This window comes from Arsenicitalea aurantiaca (assembly GCF_003994485.1).
GTDB lineage: Bacteria > Pseudomonadota > Alphaproteobacteria > Rhizobiales > Devosiaceae > Arsenicitalea > Arsenicitalea aurantiaca.
This window is the reverse complement of sequence record NZ_RZNJ01000004.1, coordinates 207,621-231,719: the sequence shown is the minus strand read 5'-3', so window position 1 is coordinate 231,719 and position 24,099 is coordinate 207,621. Positions and strand designations below refer to the sequence as shown.

General features: G+C 65.8%; 18 protein-coding genes, 1 tRNA gene and 2 pseudogenes. 14 read left to right on the top strand and 7 right to left on the bottom strand.

Going from position 1 to position 24,099, the window contains the following annotated elements; genetic code table 11:
- Nucleotides 1-8: 8 nt before the first annotated feature.
- Both EMQ25_RS12375 and EMQ25_RS12370 read left to right on the top strand, forming a co-directional pair.
- Nucleotides 9-944, top strand: coding sequence for an ABC transporter ATP-binding protein (locus EMQ25_RS12375; RefSeq protein WP_127189197.1), 936 nt, complete (start codon nucleotides 9-11; stop codon nucleotides 942-944).
- On the top strand, nucleotides 941-1,690 hold the full coding sequence (locus EMQ25_RS12370; protein WP_127188894.1) for an ABC transporter permease: 750 nt from the start codon (nucleotides 941-943) through the stop codon (nucleotides 1,688-1,690). The genes EMQ25_RS12375 and EMQ25_RS12370 overlap by 4 nt, the downstream gene beginning before the upstream one ends.
- Before the next feature lie 4 nt (nucleotides 1,691-1,694).
- Here EMQ25_RS12370 and EMQ25_RS12365 read toward each other — a convergent pair whose 3' ends face one another.
- From EMQ25_RS12365 to trxA, 3 genes are read right to left on the bottom strand one after another with little or no spacing between them, the layout of a single operon-like run.
- Entirely contained in the window at nucleotides 1,695-1,976 is a 282-nt protein-coding gene (locus EMQ25_RS12365) for a Trm112 family protein (RefSeq protein ID WP_280177639.1), read from the bottom strand.
- Nucleotides 1,973-2,644 (bottom strand): LON peptidase substrate-binding domain-containing protein, encoded by a 672-nt coding sequence (locus EMQ25_RS12360; RefSeq protein WP_127188893.1) that lies wholly within the window; start codon nucleotides 2,642-2,644, stop codon nucleotides 1,973-1,975. The genes EMQ25_RS12365 and EMQ25_RS12360 overlap by 4 nt, the downstream gene beginning before the upstream one ends.
- 11 nt (nucleotides 2,645-2,655) lie before the next feature.
- Complete coding sequence (gene trxA / locus EMQ25_RS12355; protein ID WP_127188892.1) at nucleotides 2,656-3,600, bottom strand: thioredoxin; 945 nt, start codon at nucleotides 3,598-3,600, stop codon at nucleotides 2,656-2,658.
- Nucleotides 3,601-3,831: 231 nt separating this feature from the next.
- Between trxA and EMQ25_RS12350 the strand changes: the two genes are divergently transcribed.
- From EMQ25_RS12350 to EMQ25_RS12320, 7 genes are all read left to right on the top strand, one after another.
- Nucleotides 3,832-3,906: transfer RNA gene (locus EMQ25_RS12350), tRNA-Gly, on the top strand.
- Nucleotides 3,907-4,293: 387 nt separating this feature from the next.
- The gene (locus EMQ25_RS12345; RefSeq protein ID WP_158626074.1) at nucleotides 4,294-4,716 is read left to right on the top strand and encodes a Rid family hydrolase; all 423 of its coding nucleotides are present in this window, start codon (nucleotides 4,294-4,296) and stop codon (nucleotides 4,714-4,716) included.
- A 20-nt stretch (nucleotides 4,717-4,736) separates the two neighbouring features.
- Nucleotides 4,737-5,906 (top strand): NAD(P)/FAD-dependent oxidoreductase, encoded by a 1,170-nt coding sequence (locus tag EMQ25_RS12340; protein WP_127188890.1) that lies wholly within the window; start codon nucleotides 4,737-4,739, stop codon nucleotides 5,904-5,906.
- A gap of 38 nt (nucleotides 5,907-5,944) precedes the next feature.
- Nucleotides 5,945-7,492 carry an ABC transporter substrate-binding protein gene (locus EMQ25_RS12335; protein WP_127188889.1) on the top strand — a complete coding sequence of 516 codons (1,548 nt, stop codon included), beginning with the start codon at nucleotides 5,945-5,947 and terminating at the stop codon, nucleotides 7,490-7,492.
- Nucleotides 7,492-8,433: an ABC transporter permease gene (locus EMQ25_RS12330; RefSeq protein WP_127188888.1), complete on the top strand. Its 942-nt coding sequence runs from the start codon at nucleotides 7,492-7,494 to the stop codon at nucleotides 8,431-8,433. The genes EMQ25_RS12335 and EMQ25_RS12330 overlap by 1 nt, the downstream gene beginning before the upstream one ends.
- Complete coding sequence (locus EMQ25_RS12325; protein ID WP_127188887.1) at nucleotides 8,430-9,335, top strand: ABC transporter permease; 906 nt, start codon at nucleotides 8,430-8,432, stop codon at nucleotides 9,333-9,335. Before EMQ25_RS12330 ends, EMQ25_RS12325 begins: the two co-directional genes overlap by 4 nt.
- The gene (locus tag EMQ25_RS12320) at nucleotides 9,332-11,128 is read left to right on the top strand and encodes an ABC transporter ATP-binding protein (protein ID WP_127188886.1); all 1,797 of its coding nucleotides are present in this window, start codon (nucleotides 9,332-9,334) and stop codon (nucleotides 11,126-11,128) included. Before EMQ25_RS12325 ends, EMQ25_RS12320 begins: the two co-directional genes overlap by 4 nt.
- Before the next feature lie 97 nt (nucleotides 11,129-11,225).
- Here EMQ25_RS12320 and EMQ25_RS12315 read toward each other — a convergent pair whose 3' ends face one another.
- Nucleotides 11,226-12,404 (bottom strand): NAD(P)/FAD-dependent oxidoreductase, encoded by a 1,179-nt coding sequence (locus tag EMQ25_RS12315; protein WP_127188885.1) that lies wholly within the window; start codon nucleotides 12,402-12,404, stop codon nucleotides 11,226-11,228.
- A gap of 89 nt (nucleotides 12,405-12,493) precedes the next feature.
- On the opposite strand from EMQ25_RS12315, the gene EMQ25_RS12310 reads away from it, so the two are divergent.
- Nucleotides 12,494-13,246, top strand: coding sequence for an IclR family transcriptional regulator (locus EMQ25_RS12310; protein ID WP_127188884.1), 753 nt, complete (start codon nucleotides 12,494-12,496; stop codon nucleotides 13,244-13,246).
- Nucleotides 13,247-13,256: 10 nt separating this feature from the next.
- On the opposite strand, the gene EMQ25_RS12305 is transcribed toward EMQ25_RS12310, so the two are convergent.
- Both EMQ25_RS12305 and EMQ25_RS12300 read right to left on the bottom strand, forming a co-directional pair.
- The gene (locus EMQ25_RS12305) at nucleotides 13,257-14,060 is read right to left on the bottom strand and encodes a hypothetical protein (RefSeq protein ID WP_127188883.1); all 804 of its coding nucleotides are present in this window, start codon (nucleotides 14,058-14,060) and stop codon (nucleotides 13,257-13,259) included.
- Nucleotides 14,061-14,147: 87 nt separating this feature from the next.
- Nucleotides 14,148-14,909: a GntR family transcriptional regulator gene (locus EMQ25_RS12300; protein ID WP_127188882.1), complete on the bottom strand. Its 762-nt coding sequence runs from the start codon at nucleotides 14,907-14,909 to the stop codon at nucleotides 14,148-14,150.
- Between the two features lie 834 nt (nucleotides 14,910-15,743).
- Here EMQ25_RS12300 and EMQ25_RS12295 point away from each other — a divergent pair.
- From EMQ25_RS12295 to EMQ25_RS18390, 4 genes and pseudogenes are all read left to right on the top strand, one after another.
- Nucleotides 15,744-16,943, top strand: coding sequence for a mandelate racemase/muconate lactonizing enzyme family protein (locus EMQ25_RS12295; protein ID WP_127188881.1), 1,200 nt, complete (start codon nucleotides 15,744-15,746; stop codon nucleotides 16,941-16,943).
- A 105-nt stretch (nucleotides 16,944-17,048) separates the two neighbouring features.
- Nucleotides 17,049-18,080, top strand: coding sequence for an L-idonate 5-dehydrogenase (locus EMQ25_RS12290; RefSeq protein ID WP_127188880.1), 1,032 nt, complete (start codon nucleotides 17,049-17,051; stop codon nucleotides 18,078-18,080).
- A gap of 135 nt (nucleotides 18,081-18,215) precedes the next feature.
- On the top strand, nucleotides 18,216-20,708 hold the full coding sequence (locus EMQ25_RS12285; RefSeq protein WP_127188879.1) for an autotransporter outer membrane beta-barrel domain-containing protein: 2,493 nt from the start codon (nucleotides 18,216-18,218) through the stop codon (nucleotides 20,706-20,708).
- A 410-nt stretch (nucleotides 20,709-21,118) separates the two neighbouring features.
- Nucleotides 21,119-23,416: pseudogene (locus EMQ25_RS18390) on the top strand (AAA family ATPase).
- Between the two features lie 81 nt (nucleotides 23,417-23,497).
- Here the strand turns inward: EMQ25_RS18390 and EMQ25_RS12275 are convergent.
- A pseudogene (locus tag EMQ25_RS12275) lies at nucleotides 23,498-23,922 on the bottom strand (VOC family protein).
- Nucleotides 23,923-24,099: the final 177 nt, after the last annotated feature.

Here is a 24,099-nt window from a genome sequence, read left to right as displayed (position 1 = left end):
CCGCCCCGATGATCGCAATCGAAGGCCTCTGCAAGGATTATGAGGGCCGCCGCGTCGTCGAAGACGTCTCGCTCACCATCGGGCGCGGCGAGATCGTCGCGGTCGTCGGCACGTCCGGCTCGGGCAAGACCACGCTCCTGCGCATGGTCAACCGGCTCGTCGAGCCCAGCGCCGGGCGCGTCACCATCGAGGGCGAGGACACGCGCGCCCAGCCGCCCCATCTCCTGCGCCGGCGCATCGGCTACGTCATCCAGGGCAACGGGCTCTTTCCCCATCGCACCGTCGCCCAGAACATCGGCACCGTGCCGCGGCTGCTCGGCTGGGATCGCGCGCGCATCGCGGCCCGGGTAAAAGCGCTTCTCGAGATCTTCCAGCTCGATCCGGCCGAGTTCGCCGGGCGTCTCCCCCACGAGCTGTCAGGCGGCCAGCAGCAGCGCGTCGGGGTCGCCCGCGCCCTTGCGGCCGAACCGCACCTGCTCCTGATGGACGAGCCCTTCGGCGCGCTCGACCCCATCATCCGCGCCAAGGCGCAGGAGGATCTCCTCGCCATCCAGAAAAGCTTCGGCACCACCATCATGCTCGTCACCCACGACATGGATGAAGCCATCGCGCTCGGCACCCGCATCGCGGTGATGGATCAGGGGCGCGTCTTGCAATACGCCCCGCCAGAAGACATCATCGCAAGGCCCGCCACCCCCTTCGTCGATGCGCTCCTGGGGCGCGGCGACCGGCCCTTCCGCCTCCTTTCGCTCGGGCATGTGCGCGATCTTCTCGAGCCCGGCACCGCCCAGGGCGAGCCGATCGGCCCCGAGGCGAGCCTGCGCGAAGCCTTTGCCGAATGTCTCTGGTCGGGCCGCGACGCCCTGCCTGTCATCGAGAACGGGCAGGCGCTCGGCATCGTCCGGCGCGAGGCGCTGGCGCGCCAGGCGGGCCGCCCGCAATGAGGCCGGGGCTCGTCATCCGGCTCCTCGTCCTCGGGCTATTGGTCGCGTTCATTTTCGCGCCCGGCGCGTTCGGCTGGGCCTTTGCGCCGCTCAACCGGCCCAACCAGCCCCCGATCTATACCCAGTCGAGCCTTCTCCGGCTCACCCTCAGCCATCTGGGCATCGTGCTCGGCGCAGTGCTCGCCGCGAGCATCGTCGCCATCGGCCTCGCCATCGTCGTGACGCGGCGCGCGGGCGAGGATTTTCTCCCTCTCTCGCGCAGCCTTGCCAATATCGGGCAGACCTTTCCCCCCGTCGCCGTCCTCGCGCTCGCCGTCCCCATTCTCGGGTTCGGCAATGGTCCGACCTTCGTTGCGCTCTTTCTCTACGGGCTCCTGCCGATCTTCGAAAATGCGCTCACCGGGCTCACCGCCACCCCGCCCGCCGTGCGCGAGGCGGCGCGCGGCATGGGCATGACCGGCTGGCAGCGGCTCGTGGGCGTCGAACTGCCGCTCGCCCTGCCGGTCATCCTTGCGGGCGTGCGGCTCTCCATCGTCATTTCGCTCGCCACCGCCACCATCGGCTCGACGGTCGCCGCCTCGACGCTGGGGGAGGTGATCATTGCCGGGCTCCTCTCCAACAACATCGCCTTCATCCTGCAGGGCGGGCTCATCGTCGCGGTCCTCGCCGTCCTGATCTATGACGGGCTCTCGGCCATCGAGCGCCGGCTCGGGCGACGGGGCGGGGCGCCGCTGCCGGCGGCCTGAGCGCTCAGTCGCGCCGGCCGCGCAGTTCGGGCACGGCGGCAACCAGTTCCTCGTCCGAAAGCGGGCGCGCCTCGTCAAGGCTCAAGACCGGCACGCCACGGCGGATCGGAAAGGCGAGCCGCGCCACGGTCGAGACCAGCTCCTCCCCGCCCGCGGTCAGCGTCAGCCGGGTCTTGGTCAGCGGGCAGACGAGCATTTCGAGCGTCCTGGGGTCGACCTTTACCCGGGGCTCCGGCTTTCCGGCCGGCGCCGCCGCAGCGGGGCCGCCCGGTTCATCTTCGCTCACTGCAGCACCGGGCCGTCCGACTGGCCGCGCGCCATCTCGTATTCGGCCATGGCGATCAGCGTCTCGGCCCGCTCCTCGAGCGAGGGCGCTTCGAGCAGCACCTGCTTTTCGGCCGCCCCATAGGGGCTGACCATGCAGCAGAAATTGACGAGGTCGGCGGTCCCGGTCTTGTTGATCTCGTCCCAGTTGAGCTCGAAATCACCGAAATCGGCATAGTCGCGCATCATCTTGAGGAAGCGATCGCGATCCACCGCGCCCTCGCCATGGGTGCGCTCGAAATCGGATTCGAAGCGGCTCGCATCGATCACGCACTGGCGGAAGGGCGTGCGCACGTTGAGCTCGGAAACGAGCGCGAACCGGCAGATCCCCTCGAGGATGATGAAATAGCGCCCCTCGCTCGTCTCCTCGAAATGGGTGAGCCGCCCCACGCAGCCGACCGATTTCAGCGGCGCGCGGCCGAGCGGGCTCTCCTCTTCCCCGTCAGGCTCGGCGGGCTGGATGAGCCCGATCAGCCGGTCCCCTGACAGGGCGTGGTCCACCATTTCGATATAGCGCGGCTCGAAGATGTTGAGCGGGCGCTGCGCGAAGGGCAGGAGCAAGGCGCCCGAAAGCGGGAACACCGGAATGCTCCGGGGCAGGTCCTTGGTGGTGTGCGGGCGCTTGTGCATGGGCCTCGTCTTCAGGAAAACAGCAGGGCCGAAAGCAGCCTGCGGCCCTTGAGCGTTGCGGGGTCCTTCGGGCCCCAGGCCTCGAAGAATTCGAGCAGCTTGCGCCGCGCGCCGTCCTCGTTCCACTCCCGGTCGCGCTTCATCAGCGCCACCAGCGCTTCGGCCGCCTCGACCCGGCGGTTTTCCCCATTGCGCAGGATCGCAAGTTCGAAACGCGCTTCATGGTCGTCCGGATCAGCAGCAAGCCGCGCCTCGAGCTCTGCCCCGCCGCCCGAGAGCTCCGCCGCCTCGGTCGCAAGGCGCAGCGCCGATTCGACCGAAGCAAAGCCTGCGCCCGTGCGCTTGGGCTCGGGCACCTGGTCGAGCGCCGCCCGCGCCTCGTCGAGTTCGCCCACTTCGAGATAGACCCGCGCGATCCCGATCAGCGCCTCGGCGTGGTCGGGCTGGTGCTGGATCACCATGCCGAAGATCTGCGCGGCGCGCGGAAAATCCCTGGCCGCGAGCGCGGCTTCGGCCGCCTCCATGGCCGCGCCGATCTGCTCTTCGAGCGAGCCCTCCTGGGGTTTCGCCGCAGGGGCGCCCGCGATCACCTTGTCGATGAAGCGGCGCACCTCGCTTTCGGGCAGCGCGCCCATGAACCCGTCCACCGGCCGGCCGCCGGCAAAGGCGAAGACGGCCGGGATCGACTGGATGCCCATTTGGCCGGCCAGCGCCTGGTTCTCGTCGATATTGACCTTGACGAGCCGGACCTTGCCCCCCTTCTCGTTCACGACCTTTTCAAGCGCGGGGGTGAGCTGCCGGCACGGGCCGCACCAGGGCGCCCAGAAATCCACCAGCACCGGCGCTTCGAGCGAGGCTTCGAGCACGTCGGCGCGGAAGCTCTGGGTCGAGGCGTCCTTGATGAGGCCGGCGGGCGGCGTGCCCTGAGGCGTGGCGGAATTGATCTCGATGGTCACGTGTGCTGCCCTTCCCGGTCTTGCGGCTCGGTCCTGCGGTCCGGTTTCTGTCCCGGCCCCGTCCACACTTGCACGTCCCGACCCTTGCGAGGCAAGAGTGCATTTGCGTGATAAAACTTGCGAGTTTCCAGTTGCAATGCCCGCTTCGATTGGGCATATAAGCGCGCGTCGGGGCGATGCCAAGGGATTTGCCGAGGGATCGACCGACCGGTTCGCAAGAGCCGATGGAGCGCGGGTGTAGCTCAGGGGTAGAGCATAACCTTGCCAAGGTTAGGGTCGTGAGTTCGAATCTCATCGCCCGCTCCAATTTACCGGGGTCCTGAATCCCGGTGCAAAGGGTCCGCAAGGACCCTTTTTGCATTTCCGGCGCCCTTTTCCACATCGCCGAGCCTCCCCCGCGCCGCCACCCGCCTCACGCCCGCGCATCGGCATGGCCGCTTTGGGCCGCCCGGGTCGTGGTTGCATTTCCCTCCGCAATATCAACCGCCTATCCAGCGCCGTCAGCGGTAACGTCGCCCCGGTTGACGCCAAAAGTTTCATCGACGGCGGCTCAATGAATGCCGATAAACGGCACAGATGATGATGCCAGATATGAATTATCGGAAAGCTATTGACAGCCCCGGCGCGTCTGGTCTCACATGCTCATATGATGGTCACCCCCGGGTGGTGCCTAAAATATGGAGAGGCTTTGCAATGGCTGTGGTCGAACGGGTTAAGAGCGGCAGCAAATATGAGGACATGTTCAAGTTTTCCCGCCTCGTAAAGGTGGACAACTGGATCTACTCGTCCAACACCGCCGGACGGAACTACAAGACCCGCGAGATGTCCGAAGACGTACGCAAGCAGGCCCATCAGGCGCTCGACAATCTCGAGGGTGCGCTTGGCGGCCTCGGCGCGAAGCTCTCCGATACGGTCCGCTTCCACATCGCCGTCGCGACCCCGGCCGATCTCGAGCCCGTCCTCGAAGTGATCGCCGAGCGTGTCGGCGGCAATGATCCGGCCCACACCATCGCCATCGGCCCGATGCCCCATCCCGAGATGAAGCTCGAGATCGCGCTCATCGCCTATCTGCGCGATCCCGCGACGCCCGACATTGAAACCAAGGTCGCGGTCTAGGCCGGGGCGGAGAGACAATCATGGCCGACGTCGTCATCATCGGTTCGGGCATCAGCGGGGCGTCGAGCGCCTATGAACTGGCGCGCGAGGGGCTGAAAGTCGTTCTCATCGACCGGTTCGGGCCAGCGGCCATGGCCTCGGGCTGGACGCTTGCGGGCGTCCGCCAGTCCGGCCGGCATCCCGCCGAGCTGCCGCTCGCCAAGGCGGCAGTCGAGATCTGGCAGACCCTGTCGGACGAACTCGATACCCCCACCCATTATCGCCGCGGTGGCAATCTGCGGCTCGCCCGCACCCCCGAGGAAGCCGAGATCATCTCCGGCATCGTCCTCGACCAGGCCGCTGCCGGGCTCGACATCAGCCTCCTTGGTTCCAATGCCGAGGTGCGCGAAGTCGCCCCGGCGCTCGCCGAGCACGTTCTGTGTGCCTCGCTCTGCACGAGCGATGGCAGCGCCGATCCCACGAGCACCGTGCTCGGCTTTGTGCGGGCCGCCGAGCGGCTCGGCGTCGAGACGCGTTTCGGGGAACGCGTGTTCTCGATCGACGTGGTGGATGGTCGGGTGAGCGGCGTCACGACCGACAAGGGCACCATCCCCGCCCCCAAAGTGGTCGTCGCCGCCGGGATTTTCGGCAATGAGGTCCTCTCGCCGCTCGGCATCACCGTGCCGCTCCAGGTGCCCATGGTCACCGTCCTGCGCTCGGCCCCGCTCGAGGAGACGCTGACCCAGGTGATCGGCGTCGCCAATGCCGATTGCGCCGGCCGGCAGGAATATAATGGCCGCTTCCGCGTCACGAGCGGCCTGCAGGACTGGCATGGCGGGCTCCTCGAAACCGAGACCGCCGCCGGCACGCGGCCGCGCGTCCTGCCGACCGGGCTCAGCATGGCCGAGGTCGTGCAGCTCTTCGGGGATGTCGTTCCCGCCTTCGCCACCGCCCAGATCGAGGACTACTGGGCCGGCCTCATCGATCTCACCCCCGATGCGCTGCCCGTCATCGACGCGGGCACGGGGGTCGAGGGCCTCGTCGTCACCATGGGCTTTTCGGGCCATGGCTTCTGCCTCGGACCGATCACCGGCAAGCTCGTCAGCGATCTCGTCCAGGAGCGTCCGGCCCGCCTGCCGATCGAGGCCTTTCAATACAGCCGCTTTCACAACAGCCGCCATTTCCTGGAGGGCGCCACCCTTCACGGCTGACCACGTTTCATCGACTATCGCATGAGGGAGACTTGCCGATGACTATGAAGCGAATTGCACTGGGCGTGGTTTCGGCCGCGCTCCTCGCCGGAACGGCCCTGCCGGCCCTGGCGCAGACCCTGACCGTGGCCGTGCCGGGCAATGATCTGGCCACGCTCGACCCCCACCGCGCCAGCGCCACCTTCGACAAGAACGTCATCAACTGGATGTTCAACGGGCTGGTGCGCACCGCGCCGGGCCAGTTCCAGCTCGACACCATCGAGCCCGACATCGCCGAAAGCTGGGAAACCTCCGAAGACGGGCTCGTCTGGACCTTCACCCTCCGGCAGGACGTTCTCTGCCATGGCGATTACGGTCCGCTGACCGCCAGCGACGTCGTCTATTCGCTCAACCGCGCCGCCTCGCCTGAAACATCGAGCTATTCGGCCGACTATGCCGCCTTCGAGACCGTCGAGGCGCTGGACGACCACACCGTCCAGATCACGCTCTCGAACCCGATCCCGACCGTGCTCGGCCTGCTCGTGCCGTTCAATGGCGGCGCGATCATCTGCGAGGCCGCCGGCACCGAGCTCGGCGACGGCTTCGGCCGCAATCCGGTCGGCACGGGGCCCTTCGCCTTCGTCGAATACCAGTCCCAGCAATTCGTCCGGCTTGCGGCCAACACCGAATATTTCCGCGGCGCCCCCGAGATCGACGAGATCCTCTTCCGCTACGTGGCCTCCGATTCGAGCCGCGATCTCGCCTTCCAGTCGGGCGAAGTGGACATCGTCAACGGTCGCTTCGAGCAGTCCTGGCTCGACCGCATGGCGGGGCTCCCCGACACGACCGTCCAGGTCCTCGGCCCCTATGAGCTGCACCAGCTGCACCTCAACATGACCCAGCCGCCGCTCGACGACATCCGCGTGCGCCAGGCCATCGCCCATGCCATCGATCGGGACCAGCTCGTCGCCTTCCGCGGCGAGATGCTGACCCGTCCGGCGACTTCGGTCATCCCCTCGGGCTATCTGGGGCACGAGCCGCAGACCCTGCTCGAGCATGATGTCGAGCGGGCCCGCGAACTCCTCGCCGAAGCCGGCTATCCCGACGGCATCGACCTCAGGACCGTCCAGACGACGCTCCCGGCCATGCTGACCACCATGGAAGTGGTGCAGGCCCAGCTCGCCGAAGCCGGCATCAGGCTCAATTTCGAGCTCGTCGACCACCCGACCTTCCACGAGCAGATCCGCCAGGATCTTTCCCAGGTCGTCTATTACGGCGCCTCGCGCCTGCCGGTGGCCGACATCTTCCTCACCCAGTTCTTCGATTCCGACAGCATCGTGCAAAAGCCCACCGCCGTGACGAACTTCTCGCACTGCGACGTGGCCGATGCCGAAATCGAAGCGGCCCGCACCGAGATCGATCCCGAGCGGCAGGCCGAACTCTGGCAGGAAGCCCAGCGCAAGATCGTCGAGGCCATCTGCGCGGTGCCGATGTACGAGATGGGCCAGCCCTATGCCTGGACCAACCGTCTCGAATTCGCCGTGCCGCAGGAGGGATCGCTCAACCTCTCGCCCTCGATCAACGAAACCACGCGTCTGGCTGACTGATGCTGGGCTTTGTCCTGCGCCGGCTCGGCTTCGCCGTCATCACGCTGTTCGCCGTCCTGACCCTGGTGTTCTTCGTCATCAGGATCCTGCCGGGCGACCCGACCCTCGTGATCCTGGGCGACCAGGCGAGTGCGCAGAGCATTGCCCTCCTGCGCGAACGGATGGGCCTCGACCAGCCCGTCTGGCTGCAATACCTGCAGTTCCTGGGAGGTGCCCTGAGAGGCGATTGGGGCACCTCCCTGGTCTCGGGCCGTCCGGTGATCCAGGAAGTCCTCAACGTCCTCCCCCACACGCTCGAGCTCACCTTCGTCGCGCTCGTTCTGGGGGTGGTGCTGGGGCTTCCCGCCGGCATCTGGGCCGCGGTCAATCGCAACCGCATCCCCGATTACGTCACCCGCATCGTCTCGCTGCTCGGGCTGTCGGCGCCGGCCTTCGTCTCGGGCATCGTGCTGCTTCTGGTCTTCTCGATCATGCTGCGCTGGTTCCCGGTGATCAGCGGGGGGCAGGGCACCACGCTCCTCGATCGGGCGCGCGACCTTGCTCTGCCGGCCATCAACCTCGCGCTCATCATGGCCGCCTACGTCACCCGCGTCACGCGCTCCTCCATGCTCGAGGTGCTGAGCCAGGATTACGTGCGCACCGCCATGGCCAAGGGCGCCCCCGCCCGCGCCGTCGTCTGGCGGCACGCACTGCGCAACTGCCTCATTCCGGTCGTGACCGTGGTGGGGCTCTATCTCGGCATCCTGATCGGCAATTCGGTCCTCACCGAGATCGTCTTCAACCGCCCGGGGCTCGGCAAGCTCATCGTGGGCGCCCTCAACCAGCGCGATTACACCATGCTGCAGGGCATGATGGTCATCTACACGCTGATCGTGGTGCTCGTGAACCTCCTCACCGACCTCGTCTATGGCTTCATCGATCCCAGGGTGCAGTACAAATGAGCGAGCCCGCCACCACCGCCGCCCCGCGGCAACGCAATGAATTCCTTCTCGTCACCGGCAATGCGCTGCGCTTTGCGGGCCGGGCGGTCACGGGCCATCCCACGACGCTCGTCGGCACCATCGTCTTTGTCACCATTGTCGTGCTCGCCCTCCTCGCGCCGATCATCGCCCCCTACGACCCGGTGGCGCAGAGCATCGTCAACCGGCTCCAGGGCCCGAGCTGGGCGCACTGGCTCGGCACCGATTACTATGGCCGCGACATTCTCTCCCGGCTCCTCCATGGCGCGCGCTATTCGCTCGTCATCGGCATCGCCTCGATCTCGCTCGCCGTGGTCGTGGGCTCGCTGATAGGGCTCGTCGCGGGCTATTTCGGCGGCCGCATCGATATCGTCATCATGCAGGCGATGGATGTGGTGCTCGCCTTTCCGGCGCTCATCCTGGGCATCATCCTCGTTGCCGTGCTCGGGGCCAGCGTCACCAACATCATCATCGCCATCGCCTTTACCGCAGTGCCCGCCTTCGCGCGCATCGCCCGGGCTCCGGTGATGGCGTTGCGCGAGCGCGAATTCGTGCAGGCCGGCCGCGCGCTGGGGTTCTCCGATCTCAGGATCATGTTTCGGCACATCCTGCCCAACATCATCCCCGAAATCATCGTCATGGCCTCGCTCTGGATGGCGACCGCGGTGCGCACCGAGGCCTCGCTCGCCTTTATCGGGCTCGGCATCGCGCCGCCCACCCCCACCTGGGGCGGCATGGTGCGCGAGGGGTTCGAGAACATCCTCGACAGCTATTCGGTCGCGCTCTTCCCGAGCCTTGCAGTGCTCGTGCTCGTGCTGGCGCTCAACCTCATCGGCGACGGGCTGCGCGATGCCATCGATCCCAAGCTGGGGAGTGCCTCATGAGCCCCGAGCCCGTTCTCCTCGTCGAAGACCTCCGCGTCGCCTTCGGGCGCACCGAAGTCGTCAAGGGCGTCTCGTTCCGGCTCGATGCGGGCAAGACCCTCGCGCTCGTGGGGGAATCGGGTTCGGGCAAGTCGGTCACCGCGCTGTCGATCATGCGCCTCCTGCCCGAGCGGGCCCGCGTCACCGGGGCCATAAGGCTCGGGGAGACAGACATGCTCGCGCTCTCGGGCGAGGCGCTCCGCAAGGCGCGCGGCAAGAAGGCCGGCATGATCTTCCAGGAGCCGATGACCAGCCTCAACCCGGTCCTGCGGGTGGGCGAGCAGGTCGCCGAGGCGCTCCACTATCATACCGACCTCTCAAAGAGCGCCGCGCGCGCCGAAGTGCTGCGGCTTTTCGAGCGCGTCCGCATCCCCGACGCGGCCCGCCGCTACGACGAATATCCCCACACCTTCTCGGGCGGCATGCGCCAGCGGGTGATGATCGCCATGGCGCTCGCATGCAAGCCGCGCCTGCTTATAGCCGACGAACCCACCACCGCGCTCGACGTCACCATCCAGGCCGAGATCCTCGACCTGCTCGCCGAACTCCAGCGCGAGACCGGCACGGCGGTGCTCTTCATCACCCATGACATGGGCGTCGTCGCCGAGATCGCCGACGACGTGCTCGTCATGCGCCATGGCGACATCCTCGAGCAGGGCCCGGTCCGCAAGATCTTTTCAGCGCCCGCCCATGACTATACGCGCGACCTGCTCGCCGCCGTCCCGCGGCTCGGGGACATGGCCGAGACCGACCGGCCCGTCCGCTTCCGCCCCCGGCCCGCCGAGCAGATTCCGGCGAGCCCCCGGCGCGATCCCGCGCCCACCCCCGATGCCGAGCCGCTGCTTTCGGTCGATGGGCTCGTCACCCGCTTCAAGGTGCGCGGCGGCATGCTCGGGCGCCACACCGGCAACGTGCATGCGGTCGAAGGGGTCTCGTTTGCGCTCAGGCGCGGGGAAACCCTCGCGCTCGTCGGGGAATCGGGGTGCGGCAAGTCCACCACCGGCCGCTCGATCCTGCGGCTCGTCGAGCCCGAGGCCGGCGCGGTCCGCTTCGACGGGCAGGATGTGCTCAAGGCCGAGGGACAGGCGCTGCGCACCATCCGCCAGCGCATCCAGATGATCTTCCAGGATCCCTATGGCTCGCTCGATCCGCGCCAGACGGTGGGCTCTGCCATCGCCGAACCCATGCATGTGCACAAGATCGCGCGCGGCAGCGAGATGGAGGACCGCGTGGCGAGCCTCCTGCGGCGCGTCGAGCTCGACCCAGGCTCGGCCACCCGCTTCCCGCACGAGTTCTCGGGCGGCCAGCGGCAGCGCATCTGCATCGCGCGGGCGCTCGCGCTCGATCCGGCCCTCGTCATTGCCGACGAGGCGGTTTCGGCGCTCGATGTCTCGATCAAGGCGCAGGTGACCGATCTGCTGCTCGACCTGCAGGACGATCTGGGGCTCTCCTACCTCTTCATCAGCCATGACATGGCCGTCGTCGAGCGCATCAGCCACCGCATCGCGGTGATGCATCTGGGGCGGATCGTCGAGACCGGGCCGCGCAGCGCCGTCATCGGCTCGCCCTCGCACCCCTATACCCAGAAGCTCCTCGCCGCTGTCCCTGTCGCCGATCCCGAAAAGCGGCGTGCCCGCAAGCGCGACGGGGTCGCCGAAGAGCTGCGCAGCCCCATCCGGTCGGTCGGCTTCAAGCCCGAAGACGCGGTCTATCGCGAAGTCGGCCCGGGCCATTTCGTCATGGAAGGGGCCTGAGCCGCGCCCCTTCGCCAATCCGTCCTGTCTCCAAAAGAAGGGGGCGGCCAGTGCGCGCTGGCCGCCCCCTTGTCCATGGGCTCCCGGGGCGCTTCGGCTAGCCGTGCAGTTCCACACCCGTTCCGTCCGCCGCGGCGCCGAACCGGTCCATGGCAAAAGGCGCGATCGGCAGGGCAGGGGTCCGGCCTTCGGCAAGGTCGGCGAGGATCTGCCCGGTGATCGGGCCGAGGCAGAAGCCATGGCCCGAAAAGCCCATGGCCGCGACGACGCCGCCCGCCTCGGGGAGGATATCGAGGACGGGCAGCGCGTCGACGGTCTGGTCGATGAGCCCGCACCAGAGCTGGTCGAGCTTGACGTCGGCAAGTTCAGGCACGAGGGCACTGTAGCGTTCGATGAGCTCATAAACGCTTCTGGCGCGCGGGCGCACCTGCGGCCAGGGGTCGAGCGCGAGCTGGCCGTCCCACACCTCATGCCCCCCGCCAATGCGATATTCCCCGTTCACCTCCTGGCGCAGCGTCGTGTCGCCATTGGCGACGCCGATCACGGGCATGTCCCGGTGCGGCATGGGCACCGAACGCATCATGGTCGCGCTCATCACCTCGAAGGGCACGCGATAGCCGAAGGGCGCGATCAGATCATTGCCGTAGACGCCGGGGGCCAGCACCACCTGGCCGGCCGCAACGAACCCGTCATCCGTCTCGATCCCCGCGACCCTGCCGTTCTCGACCCTGAGCGCCAGCGCCTTCTGGCCGAACCGGGTTTCGGCCCCGAGCCGCTCGGCCGCCGCAACGAAGCTCGTCACCGTCGATCGGGGGTCGGCATGGCCGTCCGTGGGGCAGAACGAGGCGCAGATCACCTCGGGGGAGAGCATGGGCGCCATCGCCCGCAGCGCATTGCCCGACACCAGCTCCATCTCGAGCCCCAGCGCCTGATGCTCACCGACGATGGCCTTGATGCGCTCCGCCTCTGCGTCGGTGCGCGCGCAGCGCAGATTGCCCACCTGCCGGTAATGGGTCGGCCCGTCGAGCCGCTCGGCCAGATCCTGCCAGAGCGCCACCGCCGCCTGCGCCAGCGGCAGTTCGGCCGGGTGCCGGCCCGATTGCCGCACCCCCGCCAGCGTCCAGCCCGAAGCCATTGACGCGGGACCATATTGGTCTATCAAAACCACCTTGTGCCCGCGGCCAGCCAGTTCATGGGCCGTCGCGGCGCCGCTGATGCCTGCTCCGACTATCGCAAAATCGTACATGCCGTCCCTGTCCCGTATGCGCTTTGACATGTCGAGATTAGTGCAATAGTCGGAATCTATCCATATGATGAGTTCCAATAATCGGCATATATGTCGATTTTCGAGAGGTTTCGCGTCCAATGGCCAGTGAAAGTTCGAGCAATGCCGAGCGCGCCGGGGAAATCCTCGTGCATCTGGGCAATGCCGGGGTGGACGGGATGTCGCTCCAGGCGCTGGCCCTGGCGCTGGGGGATGCGAAATCGGCCACCCGCCGCGCGCTCGTCGCGCTCTCCAAGCGCGGCTTCGTCGAGCCCGCCGCGCGCTATGGCCATTACCGGCTCGGGCCCGCCATCTTCGGGCTCGCCAACCGCACCACTTCGGTCACCGAGCTCGTGCGGCGCTACCGCCCGGCGGTGACCGAGGTTGCCGCGATCACCCAGCAGTCGAGCTATCTGATGGTGCGCGCGGGGTTCGACGCCATCTGCGTCGACATGCATGAGGGCACAGCTTTCGTTCAGACGCTGACCGGGGGGATCGGCGGGCGCGTCCCGCTCGGCATCGGTCCGGGCACGGTCAGCATCCTCACCCTGCTCGATGATCCGCTCGCCCTGTCGATCCTCGATCACAACGCGCCGCGCTTTGGTCAGTACAACCGGGCCGACATGGCCAAGGTCACCCGTGAGCTCGACCGGGCCCGGGCGCTCGGGTTCAGCTATGATATCGGGGAGACCTATCCCGATGCGGGCGGGGTCGCGGTGCCCATCGTCTCGAGCCGCGGCAACACCGCCGCCGCCGTCTCGATCGCCATCCCCGCTTCGCTTCTGACCCAGAAACGCGCCGAAGAGATCGCGGGCGTCATCCGCGCCGCCATCGGCAAATGTGCCCCGGCCTGAGCGGGCGCGGCTAGAGGTTGGTGGCGGTTTGGGCGGTCATCCGCCACTGCCCCTCCGGGCCCTCTTCAAAGCAGATGCCGCTGGCATAGGGCTTTTCGAGCGGGGTCTCGTCAAAGCTGATGAAGCCCGTCCCGCCACCGGGCAGGTGGACGCCGATCCAGGGGCTTCGGGCGGGCGCATCATAGTTGAGCGCGTAGAGCCGGTCGGGCAGAAGCGCCCCGATCACCTCCCTGTCCGCGGCCGGGGCCGCGCGCAGGTCTGCGGGCGCCGAAACAAAGAAGAAGCCCGAACTTTGGATCCCGAGCCGCCCGGCCAGCGCCGCCACCGCCGCGACCGGGAAGGTCCTGTAGCCATAGCTGCAGATGGCGCCGGCCAGCAGCGGGTCGCGTCCCCAGTCATTGTCGTCCGAAAGCGCGCCCATGATGAATTCGAGCTCGGCCCGCACCGCATAAGGGGTCGTGTCGCTGCCATCGAAGGGGCGCTCATAGCTCCCCCCGATATTGTCGGCGAGGGCGGCGAGCCGCGCGTCGATCCCGTCAAAAGGGCCGATCCGCTCGGCCCGGCGCGGGATGGCCAGCTCCAGCGCGCCGTCGATGAGGAGCGGCGCCTCGGCGATGAGGCCGGCCAGCGCATCCCCGTCCCCCGCCTCGGCGGCCCTGAAGAGCGCCGTCGCCGCCGCGATCAGCGCCTCGGGCGGGGTCACGGTTTCGGCCGGGGCGAGCGGCACGGGCTCATAGGGTTCGCCCGCAAAGACGGGCAGGGTCAGCGCCAGCAGGCCCAATGCCAGAAGCCCTGATCGTGTCGCGTGTCCCATGGCGATCCTCCCCCGCTTTGCCTTGAGCAAAGAGCCTAGCCGCCCCCGCCCATCCCCGCCATGGCCTGAAGCGGGTAGGGCGCCCGCTCAGGGCAGGTCCAGCGGTTCGAGGCTGCTGTCGAGCAGCACCGGGTCGATCCGCGCCGCGAGCGTCTCGAGCATCTGCCGCACATAGCCGATCAGCCGGTCCGAGGCGGCGACGGCCTCCGTCTCATCGCGCGCCGCGATCGCCTCGAGCACGCCCGCATGCAGCGCCACGGTTTCGGAAAGGTCGCCCCGGCCCTCGATATGGGCGTGGTGCAGCCAGCCGATGCGGCGGAAGAGCGTGTGGAGCGGGCGCAGCGTATTTTCGAGAAAAGGCTCCCCGCCCGCCGCGAGGATCAGCCGGTCGATCCGCAGGTCGAGCGGGTTGAAGATCTCGATCGGCATCGCGCCGCCCTTGTTGCGCAGCGCCATGGCGATCTGGCGCATCTGCCGGCGCTGGGCGGGGCTCGCCCGGTCCGCCGCGAGCCGCACCAGAAACCGCTCCATGTCGGCGCGCAATTCGAGCAGCAGCGTTTCGCGCATGAGGTCGATCGGGGCGATCCGCACGCCCTGCCGGGGGTGAATGGTCATCAGCGTATCATGGGCGAGCCGCATCACCGCTTGGTGGGCGGGCGTGCGGCTCAGCCCCGAAATCGTCTGCAGGTCCTGGATCGAGAGAAAGCGCCCGGGCGCCAGCGTCCCGTCGACGATCAGCCCCTCGAGCCGGTCATGGGCCGCATCCACCAGCATGCGCCGCCCGCCGCCATCCTGTCCCATCGCCCTGCCTTCCTGATTGCCCTGCATCGCCCCGCGCTTCTTTTTCATGCGAACGCAGAAATGGACGGTTTTCTGCGGCCAGACCAAGCAGGAGGCTTCCCAAGTCTCCTGCGAGGCCTCCTTCACGAGGCGTTCCGTGAAAGGCCCCTGCCGCCAGTCCGGCGACGATGCCGTCCCGCGCCCCAAAACTCAGCCAGCCCCACCCCGCCATCCGTCTGGAGCTCTCGGCCGTCCTCGGCGGCACCCCGCAGGTCCAACGGCTCGTGCCTTGGAGCCTCCCGCCCCGCCCGCTTTAGCCGCCAGTCCGCCTCACGGTCCACCTCCGCAGTTCCCATCGGCTCAAGCTCCAGCCCCACCGGTTCCGATACCCAATCCGCCCCCGTCCTCGGTCCGCACCGGCAGCCTCTCGCCGGCTTCATCACCCCCACCGGCTTCAGCCTCTGGTCCGCCAACGGTTCCCGCTCCACATCCCGAGGCCGCTACCCCGAGGCACCCACCGCTTTGAGCCTCTGGTCCGCCAACAACTCCCGCTCCACAATTCGCGGCCGCTGCCCCGCAGCCCCCACCGGTCTCAGCCTCTGGTCCGTCAGCGGTTCCCGCTCCACATCCCCCCGGCTGCTGCCCCGCAGTGCCAGTCCCCAGTCTCCCCACCCGCTCCGGCTCCACAGCCCCCCAAGCGCCCCAGCCCGCACTCCACCTCCGGTTGCCTGTGAAATTTTAAAACACATTGAGAAATTTCTCAAATGCTCATACGCTTTTCCCTGGGTGCGGAGAGAGGTAGCGGTGAGGTCGCTGCGAACCGCTTCGAGCCCGCCGCCCCGCCTGTCGCCCGCCCGTCGCCCGCCTTCACCCCGCCCCACCTCGCCGCCTTGAGGAGCCATCATGAAGATCACCGCCATCGAAACCCTGCGCACGCGCGAATTCGCCAATGTGCTCTGGGTGCGCGTCCACACCGATGCCGGCATCATCGGGCTGGGGGAAACCTTTTACGGCGCCGGCGCCGTCGAGGCGCATATCCACGATACGCTGGCGGGCCGGCTCGTGGGGCGCGACGCGCTCGCCATCGAGGCGATCCACAAGGACATGGTGAGCCTGCCCATGGCGCAGTCCTCGACCGGCGTCGAATATCGCGCGGCCTCCGCGATCGACATCGCGCTCTGGGACGGGTTCGGCAAGCTCTGCGGCCTGCCGGTCCACCAGATGCTGGGCGGGCTCTGTCGCGACAGCCTCAGGATCTACAACACCTGCGCTGGCTATGGCTATGTGCGCACCAACAACATCCGCCCGGTCTCGACCTGGAATTTCGACGAGGCCGCCGGCCCCTATGAGGATCTTGCCGGCTTCATGACGCGCGCCGACGCCGTCGCCGAGAGCCTGCTCGAAAGCGGCATCACCGCCATGAAGATCTGGCCCTTCGATCCCCCCGCGCTCGAAAACCAGGGCCTCTACATCACCGCCGAGCAGATGAAGAAGGCCCTCGAGCCCTTCGAGAAGATCCGCCGCGCTGTCGGGGACCGCATCGACATCATGGTCGAGCTCCATTCGCTCTGGAACCTGCCCGCGGCCAAGTCGATCGCCAAGGCCATCGAACCCTATGCGCCCTTCTGGTTCGAGGACCCGATCCGGATGAACTCGCCCCAGGCGCTCGCCGAGTTCGCCCGCTCCACCGATGTGTGGACCTGCGCCAGCGAAACGCTGGGCTCGCGCTGGCCCTACAAGGACATTCTGGAGCGCGATGCCACCCATGTGGTGATGGTCGATCTCTGCTGGACGGGCGGGCTCACCGAGGGGCGCAAGATCGCCTCGCTCGCCGAGACCTATCACCGCCCCTTCGCGCCGCATGACTGCATCGGGCCGGTGGGGTTCGCGGCGGCCATCCACGCCTCCTTCAGCCAGCCCAATACGCTCATTCAGGAATCGGTGCGCGCCTTCTATACCGGCTGGTACAAGGAACTCGTCACCGAAATCCCGCACATCGCCAATGGCCGGGTCTATCCCATGGAAGGCCCTGGCCTCGGCCTCGAATTGCGCCCCGCCGTCTTCGAGCGTTCCGATCTCATCGTGCGGCGCACCGAAGCCTGAACAGTCCCCTCGGGCTTGACCTTGGCCCCCGAGTGTCGGACCGTCCGCGCGCGCCGCGGCCCCCATCGGGCCCGGCCGAAGCGGCCGCGAAAGGGGAGAGAGACCATGCAGGGCGTCGTCATCCATGGCGCGGGGGATCTGCGCATCGAGCCGGTCGCGCCCGTCCCGCCGGGGCCGGGTGAGGTGCGCATCGCCATCCGTGCCGGGGGCATTTGCGGGTCGGACCTGCATTATTACCATCATGGCGGGTTCGGCGCGGTACGCCTGCGCGAGCCGATGGCGCTCGGCCACGAGATCGCCGGCACCATTGCCGAGCTCGGTGCGGGGGTCAGCGGCCTCGCTCCCGGCCTTGCCGTCGCGATCAATCCGAGCCGCCCCTGCGGGTCCTGCCGCTATTGCCTCGAGGGCCGCGCCAATCACTGCCTCGAGATGAAGTTCATGGGCAGCGCCATGCGCTTTCCCCATGTCCAGGGCGGGTTCGCCCAATCGGTCACCGTGCGCGCCGATCAGGCCGTGCCGGTGGGCGAAACCGTGTCCTTCGGGGCGGCCGCCATGGCCGAGCCGCTCGCCGTCTGCCTTCACGCCGCCCGCCAGACCGGTTCGCTCATGGGGCGGCGCGTGCTCGTGACCGGCGCGGGGCCGATCGGCGCGCTTGCGGTCGCGGTCGCGCGGTTTTCGGGCGCCGAGGAGATCGTCGTCACCGATATCGGCGATTTCGCGCTCTCGCGCGCCCGCGCCATGGGCGCCACCAAAACCCTCAACATCGCCGAAAACCCCGATGCGCTGAGCCCCTACGCCGCCGAAAAGGGCCATTTCGATGCCCTCTTCGAAGCCTCGGGCAATGGGCGGGCGCTGCTCGGCGCCCTCGAAACCCTCCGCCCCGGCGCCACCATCGTCCAGCTCGGGCTGGGCGGAGACGTGCCCCTGCCGATCAATTTCCTCGTTGCGCGCGAGCTTCGGCTCTGCGGCACGTTCCGCTTTGCAGACGAGTTTCCCCTTGCCGTGTCGCTGATCGCCAAGGGGCTGATCGACGTTGCGCCCCTCATTACCCACAGCCTTGATTTCAAGGAGGCCGACCCCGCCTTCCGCCTTGCAACGGACAAATCCCAGGCCATCAAGGTGCAGCTGGTGTTTTGAGGGGGGCGCCCGCGAGTGTGAAAATCGCCCGGCATGGATATTAATCGCCCCTCATGGTCCGCCGGCCTTGCATAGGCTGACCAATGGGCGCAGACATGATCACTGGCCCTTTTTCACATAAACCCCGGTGATTCCTTGAAATTTTCCAGGCTCTCGGCGCTGACCATGCGGTCGCGCCTCCATTATTCAGCTGATGCCTGGAAAAGCGAACGCCTTGCGCCTGTCGCGGCCGTCGCGGTCTTCGGCCTCGTCGCCGGCGCCAATGGCGCGCAGGCCCAGAGCTACACCTGGATCGGGAGCGGGCCGTCGGCGGGCTGGGACGTCTCCACAAACTGGAGCCCTAACGGTTTGCCGACGGCGGACGACGATGTGCTCATCGGCCAGCATCGCGCCATCGTCGACGACACACGGTCGGTCGGCACGATCGTGCTCAATCCCGGCGCTCTCACCATCGAAGCGAATGGCAGCCTGACCTTTCAACACATTGAGCTGATCCGTCAGAGCGAGATTCTTGAAGGATCGTTGACCAATCTCGGCACAGCGACGGGCAGTGTCGGCAACGGCGGCATGTTAAAACAGGAGGGCGGCGATTGGTTCGGCAATGTTGAACTCAACAGCGGTTACCTCGAATCGAGATTGGGTAGCTCTTGGACGGGCGATATATGGGAGAATACGGGTTTAATTTTCAATTCCGATACCAGTATTTGGAATGGAAATGTAGAAAACAACTCCGGTTATATCGACAACGTCGATCGTGAGGGCACCTGGAACGGCGACATTTTGATCAATTCCGGCGATGACGCCATTATATTCAATGGCGGCGCCTGGAACGGCCACGTCATCACCAATGACGCCTTCATCAGCAATTATTACGCCGAAAGCGTCTGGACCGGCGACGTCAGGAACAACGCCGACACGATCTACAATGCCGGGATATGGATCGGCAACGTCGAGGAGAATTCCGGCGTCATCGAGAGCGGCAGCTTCCAAAATGACGACATCGCGAGCGTCTGGACCGGCGATGTCCGGATCAACACCGGCACGATTTCGAGCATCGGGGTCTGGAACGGCGCGCTGACCAGTTCGGGCCTCCTGATCCTCGAAAATCAGGTCAACGGCGCCATCGATAATAGCGGCACGCTGCAGGTGAACGCCGACCTTTCGGGGATCACGGCACTCACCAATTCCGGCCTCCTCACCATGACCCACCACAGCGGCGCCCAGACGCTCTCGGGCCAGAGCGCCAGCTTCGGGTCCTCCGGCACGCTCCTGATCGACGTCGACGCGACAGGCGCGAGCGATCGCATCACCCTCACCGGCGCGGCGACACTCGGCGGCGCGGTCCATGTCACCGCCGCTGCGGGCCCCTATGAGCGCTACACCAGCTCCACCATCCTCAGCGCCGGCAGCATAAGCGGCCGGTTCGACGAGGTCGTCGTCGACCTCGCCTTTCTTGCCCCGCGTCTCATACAGGACGGGACCACGGTCACCCTTGCGCTGATGCGCAACGACATGGGCTTTGCCAGTCTCGGCGTCACGCCCACCCAGATCGCGGTCGGCACCATCGTCGAGGCGCTCGGGGCGGGCAACACGCTCTTCGACGCGGTTCTCTGGCTCGACGAAGACGAGGCCGCCGCGATGTTCGATACCCTCTCGGGCACGGTCTATCCCGCAACCGAAATGGCGCTGATCGACAGCGCCGCGCGCGTTGCAGGCAGTCTCGCCGACCGGATCGGGCAGAGTTTCGATGCGCTCGCTTCCACCGGCAATCTCAGCGCCTACGCCCCGACCGCCACCGATCTCGGCACCGGGCAGGATGCGGGCCTCTGGGCCCGGCTCTATGGCGCCTCGCGCAAATCGGCCGAAGCGGGCGGCGTCGAGAGCGCCGTGGCCGCCGGCGGGCTCGTCGCCGGGCTCGATGGCGCGGTGGGCGACTGGCGGGTGGGGCTGATGCTCAATGCCGGCACCACCCAAACCGAAATCGGCGCACAGACTGCAGGCACGACCAGCACCGATTATGGGCTCGGCCTCTATGCGGGGCGCGAATGGGGCCAGACGCGGCTGTCGCTGGGCGGCACCTTCACCGGCCACGATATCGAGGCGACGCGCAATGTCACCTTCACCGATTTCAGCGAAACGCTGAGCGCGTCCTATGGCGCAACCACCGCCGTCGCCTTCACCGAGCTTTCCCACGAGATCGATCTGGGCGCCCTGTCGGTCACGCCCTTCGGCAGCCTCACCCGCATCCGCCACGCAACCGATGGCTTTACCGAAACCGGGGGCGAAGCTGCCCTGGCCGGCGAGGGCAGCGTCACCGATGCCACCCATGCGGTCCTGGGTCTCGGCATCGGCCGGCAGATCGCGCTTGAAACCGGCGTGCTCGTCACCGCCCGCGCCTCCCTCGGCTGGCGCCGCACCATCTCCAACAGGTCCGATGCAGAGCACGGCTTCGTCTCCGGCGGCAGTTTCAGCCCCGCCGATGCAGCCGACACCGATACGATGCTGGTCGGCGCCGACCTCAATTTCGATCTCGACGCGATGACCACACTCGATCTGGGCTATGATGGCCGGCTCGGCGCCCATTCAAAGGCCCACGCCCTCAAGCTCAGCTGGACCTCGCGCTTCTAGCCCGCCGGCACCGAGGGCATTGGGGGCTGGCGCACGGCCGGACTGTTCCGCACCGGGCGACAGCGCCGCCCCCAAAGCTGCTCGCCCGTCGCAAAAGGGGCGGGGCGACGCCCAGCCCCTCATTACCCACAGCCTCGATTTCAAAGAAGCCGACCCCGCCTTCCGCCTCGCCACGGACAAATCCCAGGCCATCAAGGTGCAGCTGGTGTTTTGAGGGGGATGGGAATGGGGTGGTAAGCTGAAGGACTGCTTGTCACCATTGTGCCGATTGAGCAGACTAAGGCAGAATTAGATCGCGGACTTACGCTGCGCCAAATTGCAAAGCAAGTTTCCGAACGAGGGCGTTGTAGCGAGTTCTTCAAACTACGTCTGCCATTGACAACGCGCGGAATTGAAGATGAATTTTGCATATGGGGATCATCACTAACATACGTTCGATGAAGGGCATGGGTATTCATGCCGATCGAAATTCGCGATCTCCTGCGCTCAATTTTCGCCGTTATAATCTGATCTACGGCTTTAATGGATCCGGTAAGAGCACCCTTTCTCGTCTGTTCTCCAGCCTACAGACCGGAAAGCTGCATGAAAGACTACCCGAAGGCTGTTCGTTTGAGGTAGCCTCCGACGACGGTGCCTTCTACGGTTTTCCGACTAATCCCAATGGTCTTGAGCCAAGACTCTTGGTTTTCAACACGGATTATGTCGAGCAAAATCTTCAGTGGTCGGTAGGGGTAGCTAATCCGGTCTTCTATATTGGAGCCGACCAAGCCGATGCCGCTACGGAACTGACCTGGATCGAGGGTGAAATCGCCAAGGCGGAAACCGCCAAGGCCCTAGCAGTCGAGGCAGAAAAAGCCGCTGACAAAGCTTTTGCCACGTTCAAACGGGAGCGGGCGCGATCCATAGCCTCCCGCTTGCATCTTGGCAGCCGAAAATATGAGGCGCCAGCGCTCGCTAAAGATTTCCAGACGTGGAAGGACGACACCGCTCCGGCATTGACCGAAGAGCAACTGAAAGCGGCCGAAGACACGCGGCAGCTCGCGGAACCTCTTCCTCAGGTGGCGGCCATCGAATTCGACTCGGCGGCTATAGCCGCTGCGTACCGCTTGGTCGTGGATATGTGCTCGCAATCGTTGGCAACGGTCGCGCTCGACGAGGTGCAGCGACATCCGGACATGCTCCTTTGGCTCAAACAAGGTCACGAGTTTCACCAGTCAACGGCCCTTGCTAACTGTCTCTACTGCGGAAATGGGATCTCTGTTGAGAGGCGGGCGAAACTTTCTGCTGCTCTAGACGATTCAGTGGACCATTTCGTCTCTCGTCTTTCGCGAACGGCAGAGCGCCTGGACAGCGTGCTTGCCACAGTCTCCGACATCGCTCAGGCTGCGCCAACAAGTGAGGCGCTGGTTGCTGAGGTGCGTACAGGATACACCGAAAAGCGGAACCTCGTAGCGTAGCGGGTCGACGCCGCCGTCTCGTCGCTCGCAGCGTTGCAAGAGGTGGTCAACGCGAAACTAGCGCGCCCTGCCTCGCCATCTGACCTTCGCGATCTTGCAGACGAACCAGCATTCAAATCAGTTGCTCAGGAACTCGCTGAAGTTATCACCCTAATTAATGATGTAGTCACGCGGCACAATGACATCGTCTCGAATTTTGCCAAGCACAAGGAAGACGCCGAAACAGCGATACGACGTCACTACACCCTTGATTGCCGAGGCGAATTCGCTGCGCATGCAGGGGAACTAGATGCTGCTACCGCCAACCTAACCAAAAAAACGGAGACCTTAGGTCAGCTACAGGCTAGTGCTACCGATTTGCGGCAAAAGATAAGGGCTCATGGACCAGCAGCGACAGCGATCAACAAGCTCGTCGCCTCCTACCTCGGTCATTCCGAGTTAACCATCCATCCGGTGGAACAAGGTTATCAGCTTCACCGTCACGGAGGCCCCATTATCGGGATGCCTAGCGAAGGAGAGAAGACGGCGATTGCTATCGCGTATTTTCTGTCTTCCATCGAAGCTGACAATAGGAAGCTCAAGGACGCGATCGTTGTCATAGACGATCCTGTGTCTAGCCTCGATACCAGAGCGCTAAATTTCGCGTGTTCATTGGTACGAGGCCGCCTTGAAAAGGCGGCCCAGGTGTTCATTTTTACCCATAATCTGCAGTGCATGAACGAGTTTCGAAAGGCGTGGAAAGGGAAGGCTCGCCCTCCGGAGGGCAAGGATCCGAGCGCAACATTCCTTTTTATCGATGTGGCCATCCCGCTGGGTCAAGTTCGGCGTTTGTCGTCCATAGTCGAGATGCCCAAACTGCTCCGGGAGTACGACTCCGAGTACCACTTCCTGTTCAGCCACTTGCTGCGGTTTGTAGACCGCCCCGATGCCTACGACGATCACGGCTACATGCCGCCGAATGTTATGCGCCGCGTTCTAGATGTATTCCTTGCCTTCAAGTGTCCGGGAAGCTCTGGGCTTGCCGGTCAGCTAGCGAAGCTATACGTCGACTATCCAGAAATTGACCGTGACAAGATTTCAGCCCTTGAACGGTTAGCTCAAGTCGAATCTCATTCGGACAATCTCGATGATCTTCTGTCGTTTTCTTCAATGACTATCGAAGAAACGCAAGCATCAGCCAATGCACTGCTTGAGATGATGAATGACGTGGACGCAAAGCATCTCGCTGGTCTACGGCGCCTTTGCCGTTGAACCAACACCACTGATGTTGTCGGATCATGGCGACCGCTCTGCGCTCCCGCCACTCGGTATGCGATCCCAAATCGCAAATCTTCAATCGCCCTCGGGCAGCATTTGGGGGTTCCAGACGATTTCCCACAGATGGCCGTCCGGATCCTGAAAATAGCCCGCATAGCCGCCATAAAACGTGTCCTGAGGCCCCTTTATCACCCTCGCCCCCGCGTCGCGGGCGCGCGCGATCGTCTCGTCGACCGCCTGCCGGTCGCGCACATTGTGCCCGATGGTGAAGGCGGTGGGCGAGATCCCGCTCTGCTCAGCCCCGTATCATGGGCGATGTCGTCTTCGGCCCAGATCGCGAGCTTCAGCCCGCCGGCAAGATCGAAAAAGGCGACGGCGCCATGTTCGAATTCGCGCCCGACAATGCCCTCTGTCGGCAGGCCAAGGCCGTCGCGATAAAAGGCGAGCGACCGTTCGAGATCGGCGACGCCGAGCGTGATGACGGAAATTCGTGGGCGCATGTCGATACCCTCTTTTTGGGCGCAGGCGGGATGCAGGCGCCCTGATGATCCTGGGCTTTGCCGGGCCCGGAAGACCCCCACCCAACCTCCCCCTGAAGGAGGGGGAGGAGCAGAACTGTGCAGATGGCAGGACCCAGCCCCCCCCCGCGTCCCTCCCCCTATCAGGGGGAGGTCAGG